A 26,415-nucleotide genomic window follows, 5' to 3' on the forward strand; every position below is an offset into this window, starting at 1 on the left:
CTGGGCTGAGGGCATTGGCATGTTAAGTCTTTAATCTCGGCCCCTGGAGTAGAGAGCGGAGGCTTCAGCCATGGCATACATGGAGAAGATGGGCAGGATGGTGGCGCTGAACCAGCTATATATACTGATATACAGCGCCCTGGCCGCCGTCATAGGCATAAACATCTACCTCTTCCTGCTCATATTCGTCTTCATAGCTATAAGCATGTTCGTGCAGAGCATACTCATGAGCAGCGGCCTCAACGAGAAGTCCTCGTACGTGGCCGAGATACTCTCGGGCAAGAGGCTCTTCCACGAGGACAACACCAGGGCCATACAGAGCAGGGACACGCTGATATACGTTGACCTTCAGGAGCAGACCAAGTTCTCCCTCTACACGACCCTCGGTATACTCATAGGCCTCGCCTACTTCTTCATACTCTGGAAGTACGTGCCTGACCTGGCAGCTTACCTGTCCCTTGAGCTCTTCGGGAGGCAGATAAAGGACGTGAGCATTGATTACCTCAGGCTCCTCCTCTTCGTAGCCTTTCTGCTCTACTTTGAGGGCTACTTCGTGATAAACCAGGCAATAATGATGTGGGCCCTGTCCAGGATAAAGAAGCTGCCAGCCCTCAACGTGCCGACCTCCTACATCGTGACTGACAAGGGCATAGTGATCAAGGGGCTCGTGACCACTAAGGGCATAAAGTTCCCCCTGCCGCCTGACATAGAGGTTGTCCTGAACAAGGACAGGAGGTTCGTGGAGCTGACCAGGCAGGGCAAGAGGACAGTGACCAGGCTGAGGCTCTACACAAAGAACCCTGAGAAGCTGTATGACATAATAAGGAAGGTGGCCCTCCCAGCCCCATCAAAGGGGCAGGAGCCCTAGCGACAGGCCATTATGGCATAACCTGCTCCTGTCAACGCCCAGGGCCCGGGCTGCCGGCGCCGCTGGTACAAGTCGCGTCGAGGTAAGTATTGTACCCTATATTCCCCGGCCGGCCCAGGGTCTGGTTACGGGCATCAGGCGGCCCCAGGGCCCTGGGGATAGGTGATGCAGGAAGACGAGAAGGTGCTGTCGCTGCTGAGGCCCTACGTCGCGGCCTGGTTCAGGGAGAAGTACGGCTCCTTCACCGAGCCCCAGAGGGAGGCCATACCCTTAATAAAGCAGGGAAGGAGCGTGCTCATATCAAGCCCAACTGGGACCGGCAAGACGCTTGCGGCCTTCCTGGCTATACTTGACGACCTGCTGGCCATGGGCGAGAGGGGGGAGCTGGAGGACAAGATATACGCGGTCTACGTCAGCCCCCTCAGGGCCCTGGACAACGACATGTACAGGAACCTCGTGCAGCCCCTGAACGAGATATACGAGAAGGCCAAGTCGATGGGCTTCCAGCTCCCCGAGGTCAGGGTGGCCACCAGGACCAGCGACACCTCCCCCAACGAGAAGGCCAGGATGCTGAGGAAGCCCCCTCACATACTGATAACCACGCCCGAGAGCCTTGCGATAAGCCTGGTCGCCCCAAGGTTCAGGGAGAAGCTCTCGACGGCCAGGTGGGTCATCGTCGACGAGATACACGAGCTCGCCTCCAACAAGAGGGGCTCCCACCTGGCCCTGACCCTGGAGAGGCTGGAGGAGCTTGTGAGCGAGGCCCAGGGCAGGGGGCTGCAGAGGATAGGGCTCTCCGCAACGATATCGCCCCTCGACGAGGTCGCCAGGTTCCTGGGCGGCTACTACGACGATGGGACTCCGAGGCCTGTAGAGATAGTTGACGCCAGGTTCGCCAAGCCCTTTGACATAAGGGTGATAACGCCCAAGGTGGACCTCATACACGGCGACCCGGAGAAGATAAACGAGGAGATTTACAATACCGTGGCAGAGCTCTCCAGGACAGCCAGGACCACCCTGGTCTTCACTAACACCAGGAGCGCCACGGAGAGGGTCGTCTTTAAGCTCAAGAAGCTCATGTCGTCCAAGGGCTACGTCGACATGGACGAGATAGAGGCCCACCACAGCAGCCTCTCCAGGGAGGTCAGGCTTGACGTCGAGGAGAGGCTGAAGAGGGGGGAGCTGAAGCTAGTGGTCTCCAGCACGAGCCTCGAGCTGGGCATAGACATAGGCTACATAGACCTCGTGGTGCTCCTCAGCAGCCCGAAGAGCGTGAGCAGGCTCCTGCAGAGGGTAGGCAGGGCTGGGCACCACGTGAGCCAGGTCAGCAGGGGCGTCATGGTGGCAGTCAACAGGGACGACCTGGTTGAGTGCACGGTGCTGGCCAAGGCAGCCATGGAGAGGAAGATAGACAACGTGAGGATCCCGAGGAACCCGCTCGACGTGCTTGCCCAGCACATAGTTGGCATGTCAATAGAGAGGCCCTGGAAGGTTGAGGAGGCCTTCAGGGTGATAAGGAGGGCATACCCGTTCCACACGCTCAGCTGGGAGGACTACATGAGCGTCCTCCGCTTCCTGGGCGGCAAGAGCCAGGGGCTTGAGGACGAGGGCGTCTACTCCAAGATAAGGCTTGACGAGGACCTGGGGGAGTTCGGCAGGAAGAGGAGCGCCAGGATGATATACCAGCTCAACGCGGGCACCATACCTGACGAGGCCAAGATAAAGGTCATATCAAAGGGCAGGAGCATAGGGAGCCTGGAGGAGGAGTTCGTGGAGATACTTGAGCCTGGCGACATATTCGTGCTCGGGGGCAAGACGTACAGGTTCCTCAGGGCCGACGGCATGAAGGTCTACGTGGAGCCGGCTGAGAACGAGAGGCCCACAGTGCCCAGCTGGTTCAGCGAGATGCTGCCCCTCGCCTTTGACAGCGCCCTCCTCGTGGGCGAGTTCAGGGAGAAGGTCGGCGAGCTGATAGCCCAGGGCAGGATTGACGAGGCCAGGAGGATGCTAATAGAGGAGTACAGGCTGGAGCCGCACGCGGCCGAGGAGGTAATTCAGTACATATGGGAGCAGCTCGCCTACACGGGCGTCGTGCCGGGCAGGAGGAACATCCTTATAGAGTACTTCCAGGACGAGAGCGGCGAGTGGAGCATAGCGTTCCACACGCTCTTCGGCAGGAGGACCAACGACGCCCTCTCGAGGGCCTACGGCGCCGTGCTCTCAGACAAGCTTAACGTGCCGGTCAAGGTCTCGGTCACGGACAACGCGTTCATGCTCACCTACGAGGGCAGGGAGCCGGACGAGGACCTCATAAGGTACCTGCTCAGCTCCGTGAGGAGCGACAACCTCAGGCAGATCCTTGAGGGCGCAGTCGTCAGGACCGAGATGATGAGGAGGAGGTTCAGGCACGTGGCCCAGAGGAGCTTCATGATACTGAGGAGGTACAGGGGGCACGAGAGGAGCCCCGAGAGGATGCAGCTCTCGGCCCAGAGGCTGCTCGACGTCATGCTCGAGGAGATGCCCGACAGCCCCGTCATAAGGGAGACCTACAGGGAGATACTGGAGGACTACATGGACATACAGGACGCCCAGAGGGTCCTCAGGTGGATAGAGGACGGCGAGGTCAAGGTGACGGTGAGGGGCCCGCTGCCCTACCCGTCGCCCTTCGCGCACAACCTGTTCATAAAGGAGTACAGCGACGTCGTCCTCATGGAGGACAAGCAGAAGATAATGGCGTACCTCCACGACAGGATAATGGAGTACCTGAGGTCAAGGGGCAAGGTGCTGGAGGAGGGGCCGCAGCAGGCCCAGGGGGAGGAGGCTCACACGTAGCCCGCCTCCACCATCCTCCTTGAGGCCGACCTCCAGAAGCCCCGGACTGCCATGAATGGGGACGCGATAAGCAGCGAGGCCAGGCCCCCGTAGACGCTAATCCTTAGCGACGCTATCGCCACTGAGAGGAGGGCGAAGGGCACTATGATTATAAAGGTTATGAGCAGCCCCCTGGCCCTCACCTGGCCAGGCATGAAGCCCTCGCTCCTGACCTGCGGGGATACTGCCAGGTAGGCAGAGGCCGCGTAGGATATCAGCGAGAAGGCTGGGCTCACCAGGAGGAGCTGGGGAACAACGTTAATTGCCTCCCTGAGGCCCATGAGCCAGAGCGTCAGGTATGCCGCCGCGAAGGGCAGGGAGGCCAGGAAGACCACGAGGGACCAGGAGAGGGCGCTGAGCCACATGTAGCCGCCCGGGTCGACAGCCGTGAAGGCCAGCCACGGCCTCTCGTTCCCCACCTGGGAGGCGCTGGAGCCTATGAAGAAGGCCTCCACCGCTATGGTAGGCACGAAGAGGACCCCGAAGAGCACCCCGTTTCCAGGTGACTGCGGGACCAGCCCCAGGGCCATGAGGGCCACGCCAACCGCGAGGAAGGCCGCGGAGGCAACAGACATGTATCCCATGAACCTCCTCACGCTCACCGTGCGGGTGAAGTACCTTGAGCCCCCGGCGCCGAAGCCTCCCATCCTTCCAGTTATGCTTAATGTGTTCAGCTTCATCCTCAGCTCCGCCCTTAGCCCCCTGACCCCAGCGAAGGAGAGGGCGCTCGAGGCCACCTGCCCCTTGCCCTCGCTGACCACCGGGGGGTAGCCGTAGAGGAGCGGGGCCCTGCCGAGCCTCGTGGCCACGTATGAGGTCAGCCCAAGGGATAGGACGGCCAGGGTCAGGGTGCCAGCGAGGTAGTAGCCGCCGAAGACCCCTGAGGGGCTCACGGGGTTCCTGAAGGCCGTAGATATTGACCAGGCGGCGAGGGCCGCGGCCACGGCGACCCTCCTCTTAGCAGGCATCTCCGCTATTGAGGCGGTGAGCGACGTCAGCAGGAGCACAAAGAGGACCATGTCGACCGCCGCGTAGCCCAGCGGGACCTCTATGAACGGGAAGTACCAGCCGAGCCAGGCGAGGGCCAGGAGGCCGCTGAGCACCATCTGCCCTATGTAGAGCGACAGCGCCAGGCTCCCCCTGCTTATGGGCAGGGTGAAGAGGTAGTCCCTGTCAGACTTTATCACAGTGACGCCCCCCTGAAGGGAGGCCAGGAATATCACTATGGCCGAGTAAATGACAGCCATGGTCCTCTCCTGGGCCACCTCGCTGGGAGGCAGCCTTATGTGGTTGGCGTAGAGGTAGGCGCCGCTCATGAGGCCGTAGAACAGCATTATCAGCGTTATTATTAGCAGGGGCCTGGAGACCCTGGTCTTAACCACGAAGGCTATGAGCTTAAGCCTCGACACTCCTCATCAGCCTCGCCACGACGCTCTCTATGGGCTCCTCCTCCTTGGCCATCTTCCTTAGGTCGTCAAAGGTCCCCTGCCACACGAGCCTCCCGCCGCTTATCATCACTATGTGGTCCGTGAGCCTCCCGGCAACGCTCATTATGTGCGTTGACACCAGGAAGGTGGCGCTCATCCTGCTCAGGACCCCTATGACCTCCTCCTGGGTGGGTATGTCGAGGTAGTTCAGGGGCTCGTCTAGGAACACCACCCTGGGCTCGTGTATTATGGCTAGGGCTATGGCCAGCTTCTGGACGTTGCCCCTGGAGAGCGCCGACACCCTGTAGTTCTCATACCTCCTCAGCCCAAGGAGGTCCATCATCTTCTCTGCCCTGTCCCTGGGGTCGTCGAGGCCCCTGAGCGCCGCTATGTACTCCAGGTTCTCCCTGACCGTCAGCGCGAGGTAGGGGGTGGCGTCCTCGGGCAGGTAGCCTATGTACCTCTTCACGTCGTAGTCCTCAGCCGGGTCCCTGCCGAGGACCCTGACCTCGCCCCTGTCCGGCTTCATGAGGCCCACGAGTATCCTAAGCGTGGTGCTCTTGCCAGCCCCGTTGGGGCCAAGGAGCGCGTACCTGCCTCCCTCTGGCACCTCAAAGCTCAGCCCCCTCAGGGCTGGCACCGTGCCGTAGAACTTAACCACGTCCCTTACCTCAATGGCGTTGGCCAAGGGGTTTCCCAAGGTAATGGGTGAGGCGGGGCTATAAAGCCTTGCTTAATGCCTATGCCCTCCTCCTGAGCCTGTCCAGGTCCTCGGGCCTCACAGCCGCCGGGGCGCCTACAACCTCCCTCCCCCTGGCCATCCACGCGGCCGAGGCGACGAGGCCAAGGGCCCACATGGCCGTGGCGTACCAGAGGAAGCCGGCGGCGCTCATGCTTGCTGTGGCGAAGAAGCTTACTAGCATGAGCACGTAGGGAGCCACCCTGACCATTGCTATCCCGGTGGCCCTGAAGGTCGTGGGGAACGACAGGGACTCGAGCACGTTCCTCGAGGCCCACACGGTCTCGGTGAAGGCGCCGTTGACCACCAGCAGGGCCATGAAGGGGGCCAGGCCGGCCCTGAGGGCCGGGATCGCGGCCAGCGAGGTGGCGAAGCCCCCGGCGAAGCTGGCCAGGGCGAAGGCCCTCGAGCCCACCCTGTCTATGAGGGCCGCGGCAGCCAGGCCGCCTATGGCCTCGCCGACGAAGTAAAGCGTTACCATCTCAAGGGCGTGGGAGGGGAACTCCTCGGGGCCTATGCTGAGGGCCAGGAGGCCGAAGGTCAGCACAGAGGATATCGCCATTAGCGTCAGCAGCGCTAGCCAGAGCCTGGCCTCGGCGCCTAGCACAACCCTGCCCCTCTCGCCTGGGCTGAGGGAGAGCCAAGGCCTTGACTCCGGCACCATGGAGCGGGTCACCGCCATTATTGCTATGGCGGCCGCTATCAGCGCCCCCACGGCCACCCTGCCGGAGGCCTCAGAGAGGCCGCCGAAGGCCATCGCTATGGCAGATATGACCACCGCGCCTACGTTGCCCACGTTGGTTATCAGCACTACAAGCCTCTCCTTTATGTCGACCGGGGCGCTCTCAACTATGTAGCTCAGCACTATGGGGACCTCCCCGCCCATGGCGGTCTGCGTTATCAGGAGCCCAGCCAGGACGGCGTAGAGGTTGTTGAATGCCAGTATCAGGAGGGCCCCGAGGGCGTAGACCCCAAGCATGGCCATGTACGTCGACTTCCTGCCCCTGAGGTCGGTCAGCCTGCCCAGTGCCAGGTTGCCTATCAGCGTGCCCACCGGTATGGTTGAAAATACCAGGGGCATGGCCCACTGGGGCACCGAGGAGAGGAGGGCGGAGACCGATGGAAGGGTGACGAAGACCCCCTCTAGGAACATGTCTAGCGTCGTGGAGGCGAGCACCAGCCTCTGGTCCCTGGTGAGAGTCATGGCTTTTCCTCAGGGATCGCAAGTGCTGCGGCTAATAAGAGTTTCGCGGCACAGGGCCACGGCGGCGGCAGGGTCCGCTGAAGGACGGCATGGCAGGCGTTGACTGCCCGCTGTAGCCTTCGAGGGATCACAAGGACTTCAGCCGCGGCGGTCACCGCTAGACTTAGTAGTTCCTTATATAGTTATATAGTTATTTTTGTTTTAACCGGGCTCTCGTAAGCCACAGCATTGCCATAAGGTAAGGGGCTGCGCTCAGGGGGCCTCCGGCCTCACATGGGTCGCCTCTAAGGAGGGCCTCAAGGCGACCTACGTGGGCTGAGACCCCACTACTTCAACGGCGGGCTCAGCCCCGCCACGGCATGGCAGCCAGGCCCCTACGAGCCCTTGATATCATAAGCAAAGGCATTTATGTGAGTCACTATACCTCTTAGGGGGCGGCTTCTGCCGTGGGGGCGCCTTTAGCTCCGCCCGAGCCTGACCTCGACGTCTGCGAGCGGGGCCCCTCGGGGCTCACTGGGCTCGTGTGCAACGTCATGGAGCAGTGGCTGAAAGAGCTAGCGAACCCCGCCAGCAGGTCGTCCAAGGGGTTCACGAGGCTCGTGAAGGTGGTGGAGGGCCAGGTCTACACGGGGCCCGACCAGTTCATCCTCGAGTTCCTCCAGAACGCGGAGGACGCCAGGATGGAGCTCTGCACCAGCAAGGGGGAGGCCTGCGGGGGCGGGGACGGGGTCTTCAGGGTGAAGATATACCGTGACCCCAGGGTCATAGTGATAGAGAACAACGGGAAGCCGATAGACAGGGACGACGTAGACGCCATATGCAACGCCGCGCAGAGGAAGGATCCGTCGAAGGGCTACAGGGGGTTCATAGGGATCGGGTGGAAGTCCGTGTTTAAGGTGGCCGACAGGGTCGACGTGGCGTCCGTGTCCATCGACAACAGTGACTACGTGTCATTCACGTTCTACAGGGACTTCTGGACCAAGGACGCCGGCCAGGAGCTGTTGAAAAAGTACAGCGTGCCGGCCAGAGACCCCGACGAGGATCTGCCGTGGGAGGTCATACCGCTGCCGCTCCCGAGGCCCCAGGACCTTGAGCCCGGCTGGACGAGGTTCACGGTCTACGTCCGGGACGACAGCACATTCAATGAAGTTATCAGCATAATCAACGAAAAGCTCAGGGGGCACCTCTTCCTGTTCCTAAGGTACATAAACAAGGTGGAGGTGGAAGAGTGCGGCGACCCAGCCTGCAGCGATAAGCGCGTGAGGATGATATACTGGCAGAGGGAGGGCGACGAGGAGACGTGCTGCGACGGCAAGGTTCACGTGCGTAAGTACAGGGTCCTCGAGGACGATAAGCCCATGGGGAGGTTCCTGGTATTCTCCAGGGCCGTCGAGGTGCCCCCTGATGTGAAGAACGACAAGGCCACGAGGGACGCGAGGAGGCAGAACGTGAAGGAGAGGGAGATCTCTATAGCGTTCCAGCTCGACCCTGATAAGGACGAGATAGTCCCACTGAAAGCGTCCCAGATATATGGCGTTTACTCCTTCTTGCCCCTTGAGGAGGTCAGGAGCGGGCTTAGGTTCCTCATGCAGGCGGACTTCATCGTGCAGGCCGGCAGGAGAACCATGAACTTCTACGCTGAGTGGAACAGGTGGCTGATCCGCGAGATAGCGGGGCTGTTGAAGGAAGTCGTTCAAGGTTACCTGCAACACCGTTACACAGGCTCCTACGTAACAGCGCTCAGCTATAGCACCGAGATTGACAAGGAAATGAGGGACCTGCTCCAGGGCACGGTGTGGAAAGTGCTGAGGGAGCTGTACCCGAGCATGCTGGTGCTCGACTACTGGGGGAACAAGAGACAGGTGACCGAGGTGTTCAGGCCCTCCGAGCCAGCGGACTTCGTGATATACGAGCTGGTTGACGAGGGCCTGCTGTCGGAGGGCGACATTAAGAACCTCTCGAAGGAGGTCTTCAATGTAGAGCTGAGCCTCATACACAAGGACTACCTACCCGAGGCGGGTCGGGAGGTCAGGCTGCCTAAAGAGGCTTCCAGCAACGTGAGGGAGCTGCGCCTCGACAATGAGAACGTTGTAAGGGGGCTCATAAATGCCCTCGGCAAGGAGAAGGCTTATCGGGCGCTGGTAAGGGCTTACGAGAAGTGGAGCGAGAGATGGAAGGACAGGCTGAGGAACGCGCTGCTACCTGACGCGGGCGGCGCGGTGGCAAGGGCATTCGCCCTCGCCCACGTCAACGAGCTCAGCTTCGATGGCCTCCCCGAGCCCCTGAGGGAGCGCAAGGATGTGCTGCTCAAGTACAGGGACGTGGCTGGGAAGAGGTTCGTCGACGACGATTTCGTCAGGGTCGTCAGCGACCAGCCCGGCGGCTACCAGAAGGCACTAGAGCTCCTGAAATCCTTAGGCGTCGAGATACTTGAGGCCAAGGATTTAAGTGGGGGTTACTCAAGACTTCTCACTAACGCTTCTCAGCAGCCGAAGCTGTCGCCCGACGAGTTGGCAGTGTTTACTATGTTCACCGTATTTTACGACACCCTCAGGGGCCCGTTTTGGGCCCTATCTACTAGTGGCAAAGTTGACCTGTCAGACAGGCTTTACACGCCCGACGTATTGGAGTTCTTTAGTAAGAGCGGGGGGAGCCTTGATGACCTAAAGGACCTCGGAATTGAGGTACTCGACTTAGACAGGTACAAGAGCCTCTCTGCTGACGAACAGCTAGTGAAGAAGCTACTAGCTACTGGGAGGTTCAGGGGTCTATGCGACGATGACTTGATAAAGGGTATCGCAAGGAGGGCAAGCGAAAAGGTCGGTGGGAACCCGCCTCCCCAGGAAGCTATAAAGGATCACGCTAGGTTAGTGGCATACCTCAAGGAGCTCTTCAAGAAGTGCGGCTCCAGAGTCATATCCTTTGCAAAAGATAGCAGGTTGAGAGTGGTTAGCCTTAGCGGCAGGGTCTTTGACGTGAGCGAACTCGGGCCAGGGAAGGCCTCGTGCCTGCTCAGCTCTAAGTACGGGCCCGAATGGGTCGAGCAAGTCAAGTGCCTTGTCGACAAGCTGGGGTCCGAGGACGCGCTTAAGAGGGTAGAGGAGAGGCTCGAGGACGAAAAGACCTGCCTGATAACAGACGAGTACTTGAAGGTAGATAACGACGTCGAGGGGTGGAGCAAGTTCTGGGGCGAGATTCTCGTCGGCAGCGACGTGAACGCGCAGCAGAGAAACAGGTTGCTTGGGGACTTGGGCGAGGAGTACGTCAAGCGGTGGCTTGAGGGTAAGGGCAAGGAGGGCATACCCATAGGCGGGGGCGAGCTAGTGAAGGTATTAGAGGGCCCCACCAAGCCTCAGGGGGAGCCCTGCGACCTGAGGTTCAGGGGGGTCAGGGCGGCTGGCGGCTCCAGCGCGGAGGAGTTCTGCGTAGAGGTTAAGACGTACGCTAAACCCAACGAGCGCATAGACTTCACCGACAACGAGTTCGAGGCCTTGATAGGGCGCCGGGACAGGTACATCTTAGCTGTGGTGACTGACTTTGAAAAGGACAAGTGCAACCCCAGCGTCTACACGATCTTGGCCAGGACCCTGCTCACATACATGTTTGAGAAGGAGCTTGACAAGCTGCTCAAGGAGTTCATTCAGCACCCCACCGCTTCGCGGATGGTCACGGTTCAGCTCAATAACATTACTCCAGAGCTGGTCATAGATGCAGCGCACGGCCTCATGAACAGTACAAGGGGCTAGGACTTTAAGACAGGCCAGGCGGCCAGCCGGCCTCTAACGTCGCCCTTAGTAACTTGTAGAGGAGTAGGTAAGCGTTCTTGGACGCTATGTAGAAGGCTGTCGCGGCCCTCCTGAGCCCCTCGTCCTTCATGGCCTTGAGGTCATCCCTGCACGCGACCCTGACCCCGTTGACCTCCAGTATCGAGAGCAGGTCGTCCCCAGAGGCCAAGTCGCCGAGGAGCCTGACAGCCTCGTCCTCCTTGTACATCAGGTACAGCGACCTCACGTTGTCCCAGTCCGCGTGCACGCCCAACGGGAGACCGGCGGCTGGGCCTGGGAGCAGCGTTGCACGTGCGTAGTTCTCGTCAACTAAGCCTGAGAAAAAGTCAAACAAGTTTAGGTAAGCCTTCAGCGCCGACGGGTCGTCCCTGGCGTCCCTCAGCGTCAGCCGCGCATCGGTGCGCCAGTCCCAGCCGATTAGAAGGTCGCCGGCGCGTGGCGCGAGCTCACCGATAGCGCTGACTATGGAGTCCTTCAGGTCCCTGAGGCCGAGCAGGTCCAGCGCCTCGACTACTGACACCTCTAAGAGGTATCCTATGGCCGTGAGCCCCCTTATCGCCGCGAGGGCCTTGCGCTCGAACGGGGGCAACAGGATCTCTGGCACTCCTCTAGAGTTGAGGAGCTTGAAGGCCTTTTCATAAACAATATAGTATCTTTCTCCCATATATGATCCATAGTAGCTGGTTGAGGTAAGGATATAATTGACAAGCTCCGCGAGGGACTTGTTGACGGGGTAGCTGACCTTGTAAGCCTTATTGCACCTCAAGACGTTGGTTACGACTGCGTCGTTGAGCACGTCCCAGACAAAGGCCTGGCGATGATATGTATCGGGTATATTGGCTATATTTAGCCTGTTCCTGCTCAGCCTGACTTTTAAGTTCCCCCAGTTTACATCATTGAAGTGAAGGTCAAGCATGCCAGTAGTAGGATTGAACGCGGCAATGTTGGTGTTTCCTAAGCCGTCCACAAAGGCCGCGTTGACCTCGCCAAATTCGGGGGCGCCGCTCTCAAGGAGCCTCCTAAGGGCCGACGCGAAGTCGTTAGGACCCTCCTGCTGGCCGCTCATGCGGCGCACCGGCATCTTTTGGCGCTGAAAGTTCATAAGCATTGGTGATCCTCAGCCGTGGCTGGCAGGGAGGGCGGCCTTGTTAGGCTGGACTTCGTCACCCCCACGGCCATACCAGTCAAGGTCATGGCGCCCCCGTGGGCGTCAGACATGACCAGGAGGGTCCCTAACCTCTACAGGCTCCTCCCAGAGCCCGCCTACCTGGCGGCGTACGCCGCCAAGGCGCTCCTTTCAGCGGTGGGCGACCCCAAAGGGGTCCAGCTCGCGCACTACTACGTCGGCAGGCTCCTCTCGACTATAGCCTCGATAAAGGCTGAGGTCCTGACGTGGCCCAGGGCGCTGAACTACTTTTTGAAGAACCTCGAGAGGGCTGACGTCCTGGTGCCACTCGCGGAGGCCGCCATTAATGGGACGGTCAAGGAGCAGGCGTACAACATAATTAGGGCGCTCCTCTCCACGTTCAAGGAAGAGGAGAGGCTCAAGGAGTTCGGCAGATGCATGAACGACGACCTGTTCTTCGTAAAGCTTGCCAAGGCGCTGCAGAACCCGTGACATGAGTCGCAGGAGCCCTAGCGGTCAGCTGGCCGGGCGCGGTCTAGCGACATACTAAGGGCGCTAAAGGCGTGGGCGTCCTCGAGGGCCCGCGTCGGGTGCCCGCCGTGACGCGAGGTCGACATTCAAGACCTTCTGCGGCCCCGCCCTTTCAATTCCATTGAACGGATTCGCGGCAGCCTGGTCTACCCGACGAACTTGTCGGAATACACGGGCGTCTACGACTTCGTCACCGTCCTGGCCGTGGCGCCGAGCTCCCAGACCGTGACAATCTCCATCGAGCCGCCCATGGGTTATAACGGCAGAGCATTGTACGACGGTATAATCGGGCTGGAGGCGGTCGTCGTGGCGCCACTCAGCTCTACCTTGACATATCTCGTCTATAGCAACCCGAACGCCAACGTCGCCGAGGGGTACGAGGCGGGCCTCACGCTGTTTAACGTTAAGCCTATCACAAGCACAGGCTACTTCGACGTCGAGATTGTAGACATGGACACCGGCACGACCCTGGCCTACTGGTCTGTGCCGACTAACATCCTGAACGGCTACAACAGCATAACCCTCAGCTGGGACGGCTACCAGCCGCAGAACCTCTGGCCGTACCTAGTCCAGGCCCAGCCGGAGGAGATAGTCGTGGAGGGCCTGCAGTGCCCGCCGCCGAAGTAGTGGGAGCGACCACTTTATAGGCTGCGACCGCAACCCCATGCCAGGTGCCGAGGTTGAGGCGATCCCTGTCGAGGGCGGTCGCCGCCCTCGTGCTCGTGTTCGTCCTACTGGCCACGCTAGGCGGGCTCCTGGCTGCCAGACGGCTCAGCGGCGGGACGACTAGCTCGACGAGTACGTGGGTTCAGCCCACCATAACCACTACCACCTACAGCGCGTCGGCCACGACTACCACGACTACCATCGCCGCCCCTCCGCCGCCCACCCCTCCCCAGCCGCCGGCGCCGTCCGCGGCGCAGGTCCTCTCTAGCGACAACGTGAGCTTCGGGCCGGGCAGCGCGCCACAGCCCCTCTGGCTCTGGCGCAACATGACGGTGCTGCGGCCCGGCACGGCCGAGCAAGGCTTGCTCTGCAGCTGGCTCTCGAACATAATGGATGGCAACCACTGGGGCTACAACTGGAGCTTGGTCTCGCCCGACTTCGAGGGCGCCACGGTGAACTGCTCCGCCCCGCTGCGCCTCGGCGTCTTCAACCTGAGCGACGGGGCCCAGGTAGTGGTGGTCGCCTTCGACGTGGTCGCCCTCGACGAGGGCTTCGGCAAGGTGGACGTGCTGGTGCTCGGCAGGGTCGCGAACGTGAGCGAGTGGCTCCACGACCTGCTGATGACTGCCACCCTGGTCGGCGGCCTGCCGTGGCCCGGCCTCCAGGGCTCCCAGTTCAGCCCCATCTACGCGACCATAATGAGCAACTACACGAGCGACCTGGGCTTCTGGCGCGACTACCTCTGGGGAGGCAGCAAGGTGATTGACAACGCCTCCAGGCCCCTGAGCTACGGCTACGCGCTGTGGCTCCTCCAGGTGCCGCCCGCCGGCGGGCCCCTTGTGCTCCCCAGCTACGTGAGCCGCATTGTGCTCGGCGTGCCGGGCAACGGGCTCTTCTGGCCGCCGGGGAGCGGGCTGCCCAGCCTCTACCTGGAGTACGAGGGCTACAGGTTCCCGGTAACCGTGTACGTGGCGCTCGAGGAGCCGGCATACTTCTGGAACGGCACTTCGCCATACGACCTATGGTATGAGGCTGACGACCTGTTCTGGGAGGTCGTCGGCTACCCGACCATAAGCCTGGCCGTCAACCTGCAGTACGACTTCACGCCGTATAATAACGTTACCAGCGAGGTCTACAGCTACTACGTGATACCCGGCATAACGTACGACGTGGCGCTCGCGAACGTCACGTACCCGCCCCAGGAGGTGGCGAGGGAGACCGACACGCCGCTCTTCGCCAACCTCGTCGGGTACGGGGTCTGCCAGGACCAGAGCACAGAGACGGTGACGTTCATGACTGACGCGCTGGGCGCAGCGGCCATCATGCTGGTACTCCCCGCGTATTACCACGCCGTCTCCGCCCTGCTGCTCTCCGGCAACTTCAGCTGGGCCAACGTCACCTCGAAGCCCCTCCAGACGTTCAGGGCTCCGCTGGCCAACGGCACCTACTGGGCGATTAAAATCGACGACACGGCCGTACTGCCGCTCAGCGCTGTGTCGAACGTGAGCGACTGGTACTTCCTGAGCTACGCCCAGTGGCGCTGGCTGCTCAGCAACGAGCTCTCGGCGGCGCCTGGCTATGAGCCTAACGTGCCAGTGCCGCCCTTCGGGGTCTACGTCGGCCCCGACGCGCACGACGTCTACCTCCTCTACGCCTTCTACCTCACGGGCGTGCCGCTCCAGCTCATCTCGCTGCCGCCCGCGTTCCAGGCGCCGTGGGCGCAGGCCTACTACCAGGCATTCAACGTCAGCTACCTCGCCCATTACTGGTACTCGCAGGCGCAGCGGGCGCTGGCGGAGTACGGCTCGCCCCAGTACCAGGTGTGGACTGGCGGCGCCAACCTGACGGCCCAGGTCTGGCAGCTGTTACAGGAGGCGCTCGCCAAGTCGGGCCAGCCCCCGCTCCCGCCCAGCGCCACGGCCGTCCCGCTGGGCTGGCAGGGGGCCGTGGAGGTAAGCTGAGCGCGCCCTGGCGGCGCTCCAGTCCTGCGACACAGGCAGCCGTGGCTGTGACGGGCGGGCGGCACGCCATAGGCCACCCTCCCCCGCGCTCGGGCGCGCAGGAACCGCGGCCGCCGGTATCACGCCGCCGCCAACTGCAGCGGTGGGAACGGTGGGAACCATAGCGGTGACAGGTAACTGTTACTGTTATAGGCGCAGTAAAATTATTATTAGTTTTACAGTAATATACAGGTGACACCCCCTATGTCGTGACCCGTCGCCACTGCTATTGACGCCGGGGCTATGTAAGTCGCTTGGGCGCCTGCCCCGGTGGAGGCCTAAGCGATACGTGGCCCAGCCTGGGCGGCCGGCGCTCCTTGGCCGCGTCCTCGACCGGCTCTGCGGCGCTGACGTCGAGTTCCGCGGCTGGACAGCCCACGAGCGCCAGGGGCAGGCAATAAGGGCCCTCGAGGGCTGCCTGGGCATTCTCACTCACCGCGGGCGCCGGGAGCGGGAGGATGGAGGCGTGGGCGGGGTCGCAGGCTGTGAAGAGCCGGCTGAAGCTAATGACGTCTCAGCTACACCGCCCAGGCCCCTTCCCCGGCGCAAAGGCCTACTGCGGCCTGGAGGCCACACGCAACGACGACATCGGTCGTGATGAGCTCACGCCAAGTAGCCCGCTTTATTTTAAGTAAAAATAGATTTGGGTTTAATAGAAACAAGCTTTCATGAATGCGGAGGCGTCAGGATTGTCGGTGAAAGGAAGAAGAGCTGCAAGGTATGGACTCAACGCGGAAGAGGAGCTGAAGGGAACGCTTATGGCTCGTGAAAGCTCTTTGATCTCTTGCCTTAAGCGAATAGGGATACTGCCATTAGGGAGCACTGTAAGAGTGGCGAACATAACTAGGGCTGAGAGAAACAGGTACGTTAAGAGCGACCTATGCATCCACATAGAGGGCGATTTAAATGAAATAGTCTGCCTCTCGCTTAAGAGCGTTAGGACGGCAAGCTTTCATCAGCTTGATAGAAGATGGTTGGATGAATGGAAGGCTGTCCTAAATATGAATGATGACGTATACAAAGTGCTGTGGCGCTCCATACTTCGTGTTGCCAAGAACAGCAGAGACGTATTTATTGAGGCCCGAGAGCAGCCGCTCGTCAAGCGGTTCATAGAAGACAAAAAGCGTCTAATTATTGAAGAGGCCTTTCGTCACGGCGAGAAGGAGCTTAAGATTTTAGCCATATGGGATAGGCGTGGCAGCCACAACACGCTCCACCTCTTCAACATGGACGACGTGATTGAAATCTTGGCTAGGCAGGGCGTGGGCTTCACAGGAAAGGGCATCATAAAGATAGGTGAATTCGTGAGCATTCAAAGGAAGGGTGGAAACGGGAAGAGATACAGGGGGGTCTACAAGACAGATCCAAGACACCCAGGTAACCAGCTTCAAATAAAGTTCGATCCTATAGGCTTCGTGGAGTTCACAAGAAGGTCAAACGTTGACGTGAGGCGCTGTGAAATCGATCTATCAGGCTCACCGCTATCTAATTTTATTTAAGTTTTAAATAATTAGACTTAAGCGTTTTGATTAGCCGAAGGCTAAGGGCCCGTGCCCACGAAACCAGGTCCCTGCAGTGTCATAGGCGACGCTGTCAGGCTAGACCCTGAGCTGTCCCAGCAGGCCCGCTATTGCAAGGTCTGGGTTTTCAATAGCGCCCTCGTCGCCTCTCAATGACGGTATTGGAAGCCTGAGGTAGTCCTCCTCAACGAACCTCGTCCAGCTGCCGGATATCTCCCTCCCGAAGGCCCTCAGGACCTCCCTGAAGGTCTCCGAGTTGTACCACGCCGCGATCATGGGCGAGTCCGTCCTCACGACGTAGAAGTCCTTGGAGGCGCACAGGGGCCTCGGGCTGTAGTTGGCTATGACCCTGTGCCTTGACAGGTCAAGCTTGTCATGTATGAACACGTGGCCGAAGGGCCTCTTAGTCGTGAGCTGCCTGTAGGCGAAGGAGTACCACCCCTCGCCCATCCTCGTGGCAGGCACCTTTAGCTTCTCGCCGAACTTAATGTACTCTGCCACGTCGCTGTTATCAAGCCTGTCCACGGCAAGCACGTAGAAGCCCGGGTCCTCAACCTTTACCCTGTCGAGGTAGAACTCGGGCCTCCTGAGGCACGGCACAAGGTACCTCCTGGGTATGACTAACTCGTCCCCCGTCTCCCTGTTCCTTATGGTCACGCCTTCCTCTGTCTGCCTGGCTATCGCCCAGTACCTGTTTGGTATGAAGAAGAACTCTGGGCCGTACATCTCTATGCCCCTGACTATCTCTTCCCTCGAGAGGTACCTCAGCCTCCCGGTCCTCAGCCCCTCCTCGAGGACCTGGGCGAGCCTCCAGGCCTCGGGCCTGAAGAGCGAGAGCCAGTTCGTGTCGAGGACCTTTGGCAGGCCAGCGAGCCTTACCTCCCTAACCTTCAGCAGCGAGCCGCCCGCGTGCCTGAGGAGCTCTGTGAGTCCCTGGGGAGGCGAGAGCGGGGGCCTCTTCCTGGCCGCTATTATCAGCTCCCTGAAGCCGCTCCCGTCGCTGAAGCTCGGCGACTCAGCGTTCTCAACGAGAGCCAGGACCTCATATCTCATCCTGAGGAGCCTCTTGAAGCCGGAGCCCTGGTCCGTGTAGAAGAGGGAGGCAGGAACCACCGAGACAAGGACGCCGCCGTCCCTGAGCATGTAGTCCACTAGCAGGAGGCCAAGCACGTGCAGGCCAGGGTCCCTCCTGTCTATGAAGGGGCCGTACCCCCTGGCCTCGAACGTCTCCAGGAGCCTGCGCCTGTAGTCACTAGGCAGCCTCTGCCACCTCACGAAAGGGGGGTTGGTGACCACGAGGTCGGCCTGGCCCCTGTAGCCCCAGCCAAGCTCGAAGGCGTCGCCGCACCTCACCTCGACCTGGGAGCCTGGGTAGGACTCAGCTATGAGCCTCGCGGCAAGCTTACAAGGCGCCTCGTTAATTTCTACGCCGATGACCCTCCTGGGCCTAACAAGGTCAGAGATCGATGTCAGCGTGAGGCCTGAGCCCATGAAGGGGTCCGCTACGGCCTCAGCGCCTGTTGCGTGCCTCTTGATTAGCTCCCTCATGACCTTCAGGCCGTCCGGGGACGTGTAGTAGCTGCTGGTGGCCTCCCTGTCGACCAGCCTCTGGACCTCGTACTGAACGCTTAGCGTCTTTACGCTCTCCTGCACTTAGGCTATACCCAGTCATCATAGGGCAGGGAAGAAGTTATAACTATACAGGCCAGGTATTATTGGTATTCAACCTTGGGTTGCAGGCTTGACGTTATGGTGCGTCCCTGCAGTTTCACACAGCTTGCCGCTCCTCCAGCGCTTTGGTGAGCCCGCATATGTCAGCTATACATTTCCTGCGGTGTAGTTGTGCGGCGCTCCCCCCAGTATTTAGCTAGCCTGGTTTTCCCTGCCTAGCACCGGTGTCGCCCGGTCCTCCTTGGGACCGGCCTCCCGGCTAACACATGCCCTACCCCCATGCCTCCGGCCTACAGAAGGGTGGGGGACCCGGGGGTGGTGCGCGTGAGGCGCCTGTGCGAGGCCCCGTGGTTTGGCTGTAATTACAGGCACTTGTATGACTTGTTGTCGCTGGAGGGCAGGCTGCCGGACCCGTGCTCTGTGAAGGTCCTTGACGCTGACGACAACCTCAATGTAGCCGTAGGAATCCGTTCAATGGAATTGAAAGTGGCCTCCCTTCTTGGTATGTTTCAAGGCCCACAGGGCTGCCACGCAGTTGAGCCGGCGATGTTCAACCTAAGGGTGCGGCGCCATGAGCGCCTTCGCGTCCTGTGAAGCTATGATAGGTCCTACTCCTTTGGCCTGCTGGCCTCCGACAAGGCCACGGCCTTACCCTCTCCCTCGCCGCAAGGGTTCAGCCCGACTCTTCCTCAGGCCACCAGCGTCATGGACCGCTAGGCTACAATAGCCTCTGTTGCCCAGAGCAACGAGGTGGCCCGGGTGGAGGTTCTGGGGGTCCTTGGCTCCAACAAGTTCGTCACCACGAGCAACGCCGCCCTCACAGAGGTGTTCTACGGCGTGAGGCCCTCGAGGGTGAAGGTACTCTTTGAGACGAACACGTCACTTGACCTGAGTCCCTTACAGGAGGCCCTGGGGCTCCTGGGGGTCAACACGCAGGTTGAGGCGGCAGTAGTTGGGAGGGGGCCTGAGGAGTGGGCCAGGAACCTCAGGTCCCACGGGGACGTCACAGTTATCGACGTGACCCCGGCCTGGAAGTACATGACCATGATCGCGTACGCCGTGCTTGGTGGCGCCGCCAGGGTCAGGTACATCTACATTAAGAACGATAGGGAGGCTAACAAGGTGTTCGGTTACATACCGCTTGACGAGCTCGAGCTATGGGAGCTCTCGCCCGGGCGGCCAAGCAGGGTCAAGGAGCCCAAGCTGCCTGAGCCTAGCACAGGTGCCAGCTCGGAGCTCCGGCCTGACGCCCTCACTGCGCTGCTAAACCTTCTCAGGCTGAGGGGCAGGGTCTCCGTGTCGCCCTCGTCCACCGCCAGGGGCTCGCCCGACTACGAGCCAAGGTGGGGCGAGCTGAACCCCTTTGACCTTGACTCCGTGGTCCAGGAGGCAGAGGGCGACGACGTTGTTCGCCTCTGCGCCCTGAGGTCAGGGGCCCTGGTGCTCGAGGGCGAGGATAAGGTGGTCAGCGAGGCCCGCCAGGGGGCCAACCTGGCCTTCGACACAAACGTCTTCATAAACATAGGCCCAAGGCTGCCGGGGCTGCTGGAGAACTACAGGAACGCCGCGATACCGCTGCCCCAGGTCTACAGGGAGCTCACATTGACCGCGCCTCCCAAGGGGGACGCAACGAAGGACTTCGTGAGGAGGCTCCTGGGCGCCAGGTCGTTCAACGAGCTTCACCCCCTGGTGGCTGAGTGGTTAGGGAGCGCCAGGGGAGCTGGGGGAGACAAGGGCATAGTGGACTTCCTCTCGGAGGCCAAAAAATACATCAGGAGGCCCGTGCTGGTCACGGGCGACAGGAACCTTTACAGCTACGCCACAGCTAGCAGGCTTGAGGCCCTGCTCCTCGGGGCCCCCAGGAGGGGAGGCGGCAGGTACCAGGGCGAGCTCGTCTCGTGCCTCTCCTCCTTCAGGGAGCTGGTCCTCATGATTGACGACAGGGGGGTAGCCAGGCTCAGGTCCGACCCCTACTCCGGCGTGACCCGCGTCATGGACCCCGAGAGGAGCGTCAACTACGGGCCTGCCCTGCAGGTCCTGGAGAGGGCCACGGGGTCAGGGTGAATAGCTGGGGCCCGCGGCCATCGGGCTGCCTAGGGCCTCAGCAGCTCGCCCTTGGGCACTGGCATCTGGGGCACCCGGCACTTACTGCTTCCATTGGTTAGCCCTTACCCGTGAGCGCCGGCAGCTACATTGACAGCTTTCGGTGATAACCCTGAGCAGAAACCTTGACAACGTGAAGATGGCAGTTGAAGGCGGCGCGGGAGGCCCCTCGTGGTTTGAGCTCCTGGCGCCCCGAGGCCTCAGTAGCCAGCTGGGGCGGCGTGGCGTAGAGTCGCTCAGGGCTGGCGCACCGAGGAGGCCTTCGAGGCCGCCAGGAGGTCGCCGAGGGCATTGCAAACAGAGACGTCAGGGACGTGGCCGAGGTCTACATAAGCCTGAGGAGCTACGCGTATGAGAGGCGCCGCCACAAGGTTGACGGCCTCTATGACGTGAACTCCAGGGGCGCGCTGGAGATAACGCGTCCCATACTTAAGAAGGCCTCAGGCGCTGCTCTGGCGAGGTCCGCCGGCGCCCTTGAGGGCAAGCACAGGTCAACCAACATAAGCGCTGGACCGAGGGGGTGGCCACGGCCATGGCCTTCGCAGCGATGACCCTGGCGGCCTACCTGGGGTACAGCTAGCGGATCCCGGGGGAGGCCCCAGGCCACCCTTATGAGGGCTGCCCGCAGAAGGGGCAGGGCAAGGAGAAGTACATGATTGAGAGGCCCATACGGCTTAAGGCCGAGGCCGTCCCCACGGTTTTCGCCTGGACAGCCTGCTCAGGAGCGGCCCATTCTGGGCGTCCTAGGGGCCATGAAGGCCCTCAGCTATGACGAGAGGGGAGGGAGCTGTTAAGGAGAAGTGCGAGGGCGCCACGGACCCGTGCAGGGAGGCCATAATTGAGGAGGCCCAGAAGCTGCAGCACGGCGCTGGCCTGACGGGCTGCTGACCTTCATGGCAGCCCTGACCTCGTCGCCTGAGGCAGCCTCGGGAGCCCCTGCAGCGCCTTGGTCTCGCCAGCTGCCAGGCGGGAAGTTAAGGTTTTACTCATGACGGGGCCTCGCGGTGTGATCGTTCCACATGTAAAAAAGAGGTTGTCATACATGTAAAAAACTTAACAACATTTAATTTAGCAGCCTGCGAGGCCCACGACTGAAGGCCAGCCCTGCATGAAGGCTGACAGCCTTCTTGGAGTAGCAGGCCTGCGGCTCTCGAGCGTTCCGCTTAAGTTAAAACTAGTAATTTATTCTTTCATTTCTTATTTTACCTTATAAACTACTTAGGCGGGTAGTTCCCATTTAGCAAATGGGAGGCTTAAAAGGGCTGCGCTCGGCAGCCTCCCTGAGACTAGCTTAACTTTTCTTAATGAATTTTATAGAATAGCCTTGGCCTCCCATTTAGCAAATGGGAAGCCCCCGGCCTGGCCGGGGGTCAGCTTAAATACCCTGTCAAACAGGGCTGAGGGCGGGCCCAGGGCCCGGCAGGTATACCCGGCCCTGGCCACTTGAAGGAAGGCAACCAGGATGGTAAAAGGTGACGCTCAGAAACCATAGGATGGTGTTGAAACAGTACCCCTCTCACGAACACTATATATGAAATGGCGCCCTCAGGAAACCATAGGATGGTGTTGAAACAGTACCCCTCTCACGAACACTATATATGAAATGGCGCCCTCAGGAAACCATAGGATGGTGTTGAAACCTTTGTATAGGCATATAACTTCGCCCTCGGGTTGAGCGAAAGGGTGAAACCATAGGATGGTGTTGAAACTGCCCGAAAGGGCGTTAGCAAGCTCATTGTAAGCGTCGTGAAACCATAGGATGGTGTTGAAACTCAGGGAGCATGGACAGGCTGAATGCATTCGCAAGGTACAGAAACCATAGGATGGTGTTGAAACGAGCTCGTTTGCTGCCTTGGCCTCAGCTGCTGCCATTGCGAAACCATAGGATGGTGTTGAAACTTGGGTGGACGGTTATTGCTGATTAATTGCCTTTTTTATGAAACCATAGGATGGTGTTGAAACCTTAATCTCGGTAGATCCATTAATTCATTAACAGTCAATGGCGAAACCATAGGATGGTGTTGAAACTACAAATCAAGGGCCTCCTCTATAATCCTCGTCATCGGCTTGTGAAACCATAGGATGGTGTTGAAACGCGTAGCTTCCAAGCATGCTGGGGGCAAAGGCATTGGAAAGGAAACCATAGGATGGTGTTGAAACGCGGGCACAACCTCACAGGGGTGCGATGTGGTCGCGGCATCTGAAACCATAGGATGGTGTTGAAACTAGCTGAACCTCGGGGGCGTTAGCCTCGGCCCCAGCCGCCCCCGAAACCATAGGATGGTGTTGAAACACAAAGGCATAGAGCTTCGATCTCGGGTTCATTGATATTGTGAGAAACCATAGGATGGTGTTGAAACTGTATATTTCCAGGTGCCCCTGTGTCACGACAGATGGCAGCTGCAGAAACCATAGGATGGTGTTGAAACATATCGCGGAGTTCGCCTTGAAGATCTCATCAAGGAATATGAAACCATAGGATGGTGTTGAAACGCCTTCCAGAACTTAGTGTACAGTGCGGCATGCCATGTGTAATCATTTACGAAACCATAGGATGGTGTTGAAACATAAATTAGGGCAAACTTACGTAGTCCTAGAAATCCCATCAGGAAACCATAGGATGGTGTTGAAACATATACTGGCTATCACACTCTGCAGCTGCCACTTGAGCTGCGGGCGCCCTAGTCACGTGCTTGCCTGTCTGCCCGCTCATTACACCTGCGTATCAGGCGAGGAAGCTTGTCAGGCCGGCTATGGCGTGCTGTGTCCCGGTCGTTGTGCATCTTTGCGCCAATGTAGATGTAGGCGTCCTTGGGGCTGACCTCTGTTGCGCTTTCTTCGGCTGGTTTATGGTATCGTTAACTTTTGGCTCACCCTTTAGGTGATTCCTTCGCCTGTTGCTTGTTCATATCTGATCATCTCCAAGGTAAAGCGTCAAGCGAGGGTTAAAACTTAATCCAGGAGCATATCCGATATATCAGTCTTAAAACCTTCCTAGCATATCACAACTACGTTTAGGCCGTAGGCATAGCGGGCGACTCTGTGCCAGCGGCGGCTAAGGCTACTGTGCAGTGAGGGTGGGGCAACAAACCTTTCACATGCGCACCTCGCCGCACCGCTTCTGGCTGGGCGCTCGCAGGTTCCCAGCGTACCCAGCGGCCGAGGCCTGGCTGGGGCCTCAGGGACCCCAGAGGAGCCGCGACAGGCGATCCATGTCATCATCGACCCTCATGCTGAGGCCGCCGGCCTCAACCCCCAGCGCCTTGGCGCACTCGTCGTCTGCGACGTTGATCCCCTCTGCCGTGGTGTAGTACAGGAGCGCCGTCCTCAAGTCAGTTGGGCTGTGACCGCAGCCGGCGAGGGCCTCCCTCAGCACGTAGTCATAGCTCCTGGCCTGGCGGAGGCCGTCCATGAGGTAATCCTCGACGTCTGACGCCTTCACCTCCACCACCGTGAGCCTGCCGCCCGGCAGCGACACTACCAGGTCTGGGACCCAGCACGAGAGGTCCTGGGCTGGCATGCAGCCGAGGTCCTGGGCTATGGACCCCAGGTCGGCCTGGTAGTAGACCCTGCCCTGGTCAGTTTCTACTACGGCGCCGCGGCCCGTCGCCCTGACGCCTCTGAGGCCTCCCCGCCGCTCTATGGCTGAGGCCGCCAGGGCGGCCACGTAGAGCTCCACCAGCCTGTGAAGCCTCTCAAGGCCCGGCGCCGCGGCCTCAGGGGCCCCGGCCAGCCTGGTGAGGAGGTCATAAGGGGGCGGGAGGTGCGGCGCCCTCGCCTCCACCTCCTCCAGCTTCACCTCGTCGACGTCGCTGATCAGGGAGAGCCACGTGAGCTCGAGGGCCTCCCTGAGCCTCCTGGCCATGTACGACTCCCCGGCGCACCTGAGGCCGCCTGCCAGGACGAGCTTGAGGAGCCTGTTCTCCGGCGTGTCCACGTCAGGCTCATACACCCTTAGGGGGTACAGCCCTAGGGGCGCCGTGTGGGGCAGCAGGTCGAGTACGACGCCGGCCGCCTCCTTGCCCAGCACGTCTCGGGGTGTTGACATCGCCGGCACGGTGATCACCTCCTTGAAGAGCGCCAGGGCGTAGGCGGCGGCCAGGAGCCTCGCGCCGCAGTTGTCGCCTCCTGCCCTGCATGAGCCCCCTGGGCACGCCATGGCCAGGGCCTGCCTGAAGCCGACCCCCGCCTCCTCGGGCCACGAGGCGCCCGCCGCCATGATCAGCTCCAGGGCAGCCTCGCTGTGGGTTAGGACCTCGCCGAGCGCGCCGGCCACCTCCTCGACAACATTCAGCGTCTTGTAGCCTGCGGCCAGTGTACGCCACCCCGCGCCTCGTCACTCGCACCTGGGGGAGCAGCCGAACCTGTCCGCGTAGGCCCCATATACAGCCTCAAAGGCGTCCTCACACCTGTGGCCTTCTGCCATCAGCCTGGCGTGGTCGACGGCGTAGGACCAGCCAGGGGTGAGGTCCCGGAGCCTCTCCTCGCCGAACCTCCCCTTGACGCACTCCCGCACCCCCTCCCAAACGTTTTTGGCCTTCCTGATTAGCTCGTTCACTTCATCAATTAGCCTACCGGGGTCGACGCCACGTAACCTGACGGCCTCGCCCAGCTCGTCGGTGAAGCACTTTAGGGCGTTGTTTACCTGTCCCTCTTCACTCTCTAGCCTTACCTCCTTGAACCTCCTCCTGAGGGCGAAGCCCATGGCGCCCAGGACCCCCACGTCGGCCGTGTTGGCAGTCGCCACTATGTAGACGTTGGACAGGTCCACGTTGACATCACTGGCGTCGTGGACCTGGGCTGTCAGGTCGGGCCTGGAGAGCGCCGTGAGGAGCTCGGCCATGAACCTTTCAGGCTCCCCCCTGTTCACCTCGTCGAGAAGGACAAGTGACGGCCTCCCCGTCTCCTTCGCCTTTATATAGGCCTTCATAACTATGCCGTCGCGCCAGACAGTCCTGTTGTCCTGAAGCACGTAGCCGCCGACTAAGTCCATCCTAGTGAACCAGCCGTGTACTGTGGCCTCGAATATCTCGGCACCAAGGCGCTCGGCCAGACATCTGGCCAGCGTGGTCTTCCCGGTGCCGGGCGGCCCGATGATGAGGATTGCATGATAATTCTTCAGCTGGGACAGCGCCCGGTCGATCAGCCCCTTGCCGTAGATATACTCCAGCATCTCGCACGGCGGCCGGGCCCCGGCGTCCGTGACGCCCAGCCTCGGCAGTATTACTTTTAGGAACTCAGGGGGCAGGGGGTCTGACCTCAGGTAGTAGGGCCTGAGATTCCCACCGTTCTCTATCTTTTTGCTCAGGGCCCTCGACAGCTCGTCCTTAACCTCGCCCAACTTGACGGGCGTGCCCCCACTCGTCAGCTCTTTGAGGAAGCACAGCTCGACCCTCAATGGGTACTTCAGCTTCCCCTCCCTAACCTCGTCGGGCCACAGGGGCGTCTCTTCGGGGTACCAGTTACCCACAAGCTCGGCCACGGCCACGAAGGAGCCGCAGTATCTGTACCTGTTCTCATCGCAGCCTGTCTCTTCAACGTAGAATATCAGCCTGTCGCCGGGCCGCGCCCTATTAATGGCCCTGTCTGATGGGGTGCCATAGATGCCCTTGTCCTTGACTACCTCGTAATTCTCGGCGGAGATTATGACCAGCCAGTACCTGTGAGTGTATGACCGTGCGGCGGAGCTCAAGGTGAGGGGCGCCCGCGACTAGAGCGATGACCGCGTTAATTAATGTAGCTGTGCGGCGGCCACGAGGGACTCAAGCGGGCCCTCAGTAGTTGGCCTGGCTGGACAGCGGCCTCCTCACGACCTCCCTGGCCATGGAGGCGGGGTCGCCCGCCAACCTGGGCAGGTCTGAAGATGCCGCTCACGTCAGCCTTCTCCCTCGCGAACATATCGTA

16 protein-coding genes and 1 CRISPR repeat array are annotated in these 26,415 nt (G+C 60.4%); of the genes, 9 read left to right on the forward strand and 7 right to left on the reverse strand.

Annotated features, from left to right (window positions below; all coding sequences use genetic code 11):
* Positions 1-70: 70 nt before the first annotated feature.
* Positions 71-868, forward strand: a complete 798-nt coding sequence (locus tag ACZ5GQ_RS03435) for a DUF2208 family protein (protein WP_498857230.1) — start codon at positions 71-73, stop codon at positions 866-868.
* Between the two features lie 165 nt (positions 869-1,033).
* Positions 1,034-3,700, forward strand: a complete 2,667-nt coding sequence (locus ACZ5GQ_RS03440) for a DEAD/DEAH box helicase (RefSeq protein ID WP_498857231.1) — start codon at positions 1,034-1,036, stop codon at positions 3,698-3,700.
* Here the strand turns inward: ACZ5GQ_RS03440 and ACZ5GQ_RS03445 are convergent.
* The 3 genes from ACZ5GQ_RS03445 to ACZ5GQ_RS03455 are packed head-to-tail and all read right to left on the reverse strand — an operon-like array spanning position 3,691 to position 7,109.
* Positions 3,691-5,148, reverse strand: a complete 1,458-nt coding sequence (locus tag ACZ5GQ_RS03445; RefSeq protein ID WP_498857232.1) for a hypothetical protein — start codon at positions 5,146-5,148, stop codon at positions 3,691-3,693. The two genes, ACZ5GQ_RS03440 and ACZ5GQ_RS03445, sit on opposite strands and share 10 nt — an antisense overlap.
* Positions 5,135-5,866, reverse strand: coding sequence for an ABC transporter ATP-binding protein (locus ACZ5GQ_RS03450; protein ID WP_498857233.1), 732 nt, complete (start codon positions 5,864-5,866; stop codon positions 5,135-5,137). Before ACZ5GQ_RS03450 ends, ACZ5GQ_RS03445 begins: the two co-directional genes overlap by 14 nt.
* A gap of 40 nt (positions 5,867-5,906) precedes the next feature.
* Positions 5,907-7,109 (reverse strand): MFS transporter, encoded by a 1,203-nt coding sequence (locus tag ACZ5GQ_RS03455; protein WP_498857234.1) that lies wholly within the window; start codon positions 7,107-7,109, stop codon positions 5,907-5,909.
* Between the two features lie 446 nt (positions 7,110-7,555).
* On the opposite strand from ACZ5GQ_RS03455, the gene ACZ5GQ_RS03460 reads away from it, so the two are divergent.
* Positions 7,556-10,855: a protein NO VEIN domain-containing protein gene (locus ACZ5GQ_RS03460; RefSeq protein ID WP_498857235.1), complete on the forward strand. Its 3,300-nt coding sequence runs from the start codon at positions 7,556-7,558 to the stop codon at positions 10,853-10,855.
* Positions 10,856-10,859: 4 nt separating this feature from the next.
* Here the strand turns inward: ACZ5GQ_RS03460 and ACZ5GQ_RS03465 are convergent, their stop codons facing one another.
* Complete coding sequence (locus tag ACZ5GQ_RS03465) at positions 10,860-11,960, reverse strand: hypothetical protein (protein WP_498857236.1); 1,101 nt, start codon at positions 11,958-11,960, stop codon at positions 10,860-10,862.
* Positions 11,961-12,017: 57 nt separating this feature from the next.
* Between ACZ5GQ_RS03465 and ACZ5GQ_RS03470 the strand changes: the two genes are divergently transcribed.
* The 4 genes from ACZ5GQ_RS03470 to ACZ5GQ_RS03485 all read left to right on the forward strand — a co-directional run bounded on the left by ACZ5GQ_RS03470 (position 12,018) and on the right by ACZ5GQ_RS03485 (position 16,716).
* Entirely contained in the window at positions 12,018-12,512 is a 495-nt protein-coding gene (locus ACZ5GQ_RS03470) for a hypothetical protein (protein WP_498857237.1), read from the forward strand.
* A 198-nt stretch (positions 12,513-12,710) separates the two neighbouring features.
* Entirely contained in the window at positions 12,711-13,178 is a 468-nt protein-coding gene (locus tag ACZ5GQ_RS03475) for a hypothetical protein (RefSeq protein ID WP_498857238.1), read from the forward strand.
* A gap of 44 nt (positions 13,179-13,222) precedes the next feature.
* Complete coding sequence (locus ACZ5GQ_RS03480; RefSeq protein ID WP_498857239.1) at positions 13,223-15,178, forward strand: hypothetical protein; 1,956 nt, start codon at positions 13,223-13,225, stop codon at positions 15,176-15,178.
* A 728-nt stretch (positions 15,179-15,906) separates the two neighbouring features.
* Positions 15,907-16,716, forward strand: coding sequence for a PDDEXK family nuclease (locus ACZ5GQ_RS03485; protein WP_498857240.1), 810 nt, complete (start codon positions 15,907-15,909; stop codon positions 16,714-16,716).
* Between the two features lie 99 nt (positions 16,717-16,815).
* Here the strand turns inward: ACZ5GQ_RS03485 and ACZ5GQ_RS03490 are convergent, their stop codons facing one another.
* Positions 16,816-18,390, reverse strand: a complete 1,575-nt coding sequence (locus ACZ5GQ_RS03490) for a DNA methyltransferase family protein (protein WP_498857241.1) — start codon at positions 18,388-18,390, stop codon at positions 16,816-16,818.
* A gap of 777 nt (positions 18,391-19,167) precedes the next feature.
* Between ACZ5GQ_RS03490 and ACZ5GQ_RS03495 the strand changes: the two genes are divergently transcribed.
* Together ACZ5GQ_RS03495 and ACZ5GQ_RS03500 are read left to right on the forward strand one after the other, a co-directional pair.
* Complete coding sequence (locus ACZ5GQ_RS03495; RefSeq protein WP_498857242.1) at positions 19,168-20,472, forward strand: PIN domain-containing protein; 1,305 nt, start codon at positions 19,168-19,170, stop codon at positions 20,470-20,472.
* 353 nt (positions 20,473-20,825) lie between these two features.
* Positions 20,826-21,062: a hypothetical protein gene (locus ACZ5GQ_RS03500; protein WP_498857243.1), complete on the forward strand. Its 237-nt coding sequence runs from the start codon at positions 20,826-20,828 to the stop codon at positions 21,060-21,062.
* Positions 21,063-21,993: 931 nt separating this feature from the next.
* Positions 21,994-23,144: a CRISPR direct-repeat array (repeat unit 24 nt; unit sequence GAAACCATAGGATGGTGTTGAAAC).
* Between the two features lie 545 nt (positions 23,145-23,689).
* On the opposite strand, the gene ACZ5GQ_RS03505 is transcribed toward ACZ5GQ_RS03500, so the two are convergent.
* Both ACZ5GQ_RS03505 and ACZ5GQ_RS03510 read right to left on the reverse strand, forming a co-directional pair.
* Positions 23,690-24,787, reverse strand: coding sequence for a hypothetical protein (locus tag ACZ5GQ_RS03505; RefSeq protein ID WP_498857244.1), 1,098 nt, complete (start codon positions 24,785-24,787; stop codon positions 23,690-23,692).
* 60 nt (positions 24,788-24,847) lie between these two features.
* Positions 24,848-26,203 carry an AAA family ATPase gene (locus ACZ5GQ_RS03510; RefSeq protein ID WP_498857245.1) on the reverse strand — a complete coding sequence of 452 codons (1,356 nt, stop codon included), beginning with the start codon at positions 26,201-26,203 and terminating at the stop codon, positions 24,848-24,850.
* Positions 26,204-26,415 lie beyond the last annotated feature (212 nt).

Source organism: Caldococcus noboribetus, from assembly GCF_055389385.1.

What these genes read in the sequence shown, in the direction of transcription:
- ACZ5GQ_RS03435 (WP_498857230.1), top strand. Translation starts at nt 71, where the DNA reads ATGGCATACATGGAGAAGATGGGCAGGATGGTGGCGCTGAACCAGCTA.
- ACZ5GQ_RS03465 (WP_498857236.1), bottom strand. Translation starts at nt 11,960, where the DNA reads ATGAGCGGCCAGCAGGAGGGTCCTAACGACTTCGCGTCGGCCCTTAGG.
- ACZ5GQ_RS03455 (WP_498857234.1), bottom strand. Translation starts at nt 7,109, where the DNA reads ATGACTCTCACCAGGGACCAGAGGCTGGTGCTCGCCTCCACGACGCTA.
- ACZ5GQ_RS03440 (WP_498857231.1), top strand. Translation starts at nt 1,034, where the DNA reads ATGCAGGAAGACGAGAAGGTGCTGTCGCTGCTGAGGCCCTACGTCGCG.